The organism is Yoonia sp., from assembly GCF_042093035.1.
In the GTDB taxonomy this organism is placed as follows: Bacteria; Pseudomonadota; Alphaproteobacteria; order Rhodobacterales; family Rhodobacteraceae; genus Yoonia.
The window spans coordinates 1-616 of the sequence record NZ_JBELFI010000128.1 but is presented as its reverse complement, the minus strand read 5'-3'; the positions used below and the strand labels follow the sequence as shown (position 1 = coordinate 616).

Sequence of the window (616 nt, the reverse complement as noted above, 5' to 3'; positions counted from 1 at the left end):
CGGCAGCGGATCATCTACGTGGTCATCGTCAGACCCCAAGAATGCACCAAGTCCGATCATGACCACTACGGCTGTCATACCAAAGGAGATCACGATGGCGGTCAAGACCAGCGCTTGTGGAAGCGGGTCCGTGTATCGGGCGACATCATCGCGCAGCACCGGCGACGCACCGACGGCGACCCGACCGGAGGTGAACAAAAACACGTTTACTGCATAGGTCAGCAGCGAAATACCCAGGATGACCGGGAAGGTCCGCAACCGCAGCACCAGATAGATACCTGCCGCTGTCATGATCCCGATGGCGGACGCGAGCAAGAATTCCATTTTACACGCCCTCCTGTTTTGGTTCTGGATTGGCGGGATCATCCCGTGAAGGATCAATGTCCATGGGATACTCGCTTTCGACCGTTTCGTTGCGGCGCGCAAGGCGTGAGAAACTCTCAAGCGACAGCATCACCGCGCCAACCACGGAAAGGAAAACGCCAAGATCAAACAGGGTGGCTGTTGCCAGCTCAAACTTTTCGAAAGGTGGGATGCGCACGTAGGTGAAGTCGGAGGTCAGGAATGGCTTGTCCACAAACCAAGAGCCGATCCCCGTAAAGCCTGCCACCAGGAC

The 616-nt window shown here is 56.8% G+C and carries 2 protein-coding genes; both read right to left on the bottom strand.

Translation table 11 applies throughout. The annotated features are described in order from the left end of the window. A partial coding sequence (locus ACFDSS_RS12830) for a Na+/H+ antiporter subunit C (protein WP_375256125.1) occupies nucleotides 1-324 on the bottom strand: 324 nt, incomplete at its 3' end. A 1-nt stretch (nucleotide 325) separates the two neighbouring features. Further along, a partial coding sequence (locus ACFDSS_RS12825) for an MnhB domain-containing protein (protein WP_375256124.1) occupies nucleotides 326-616 on the bottom strand: 291 nt, incomplete at its 5' end.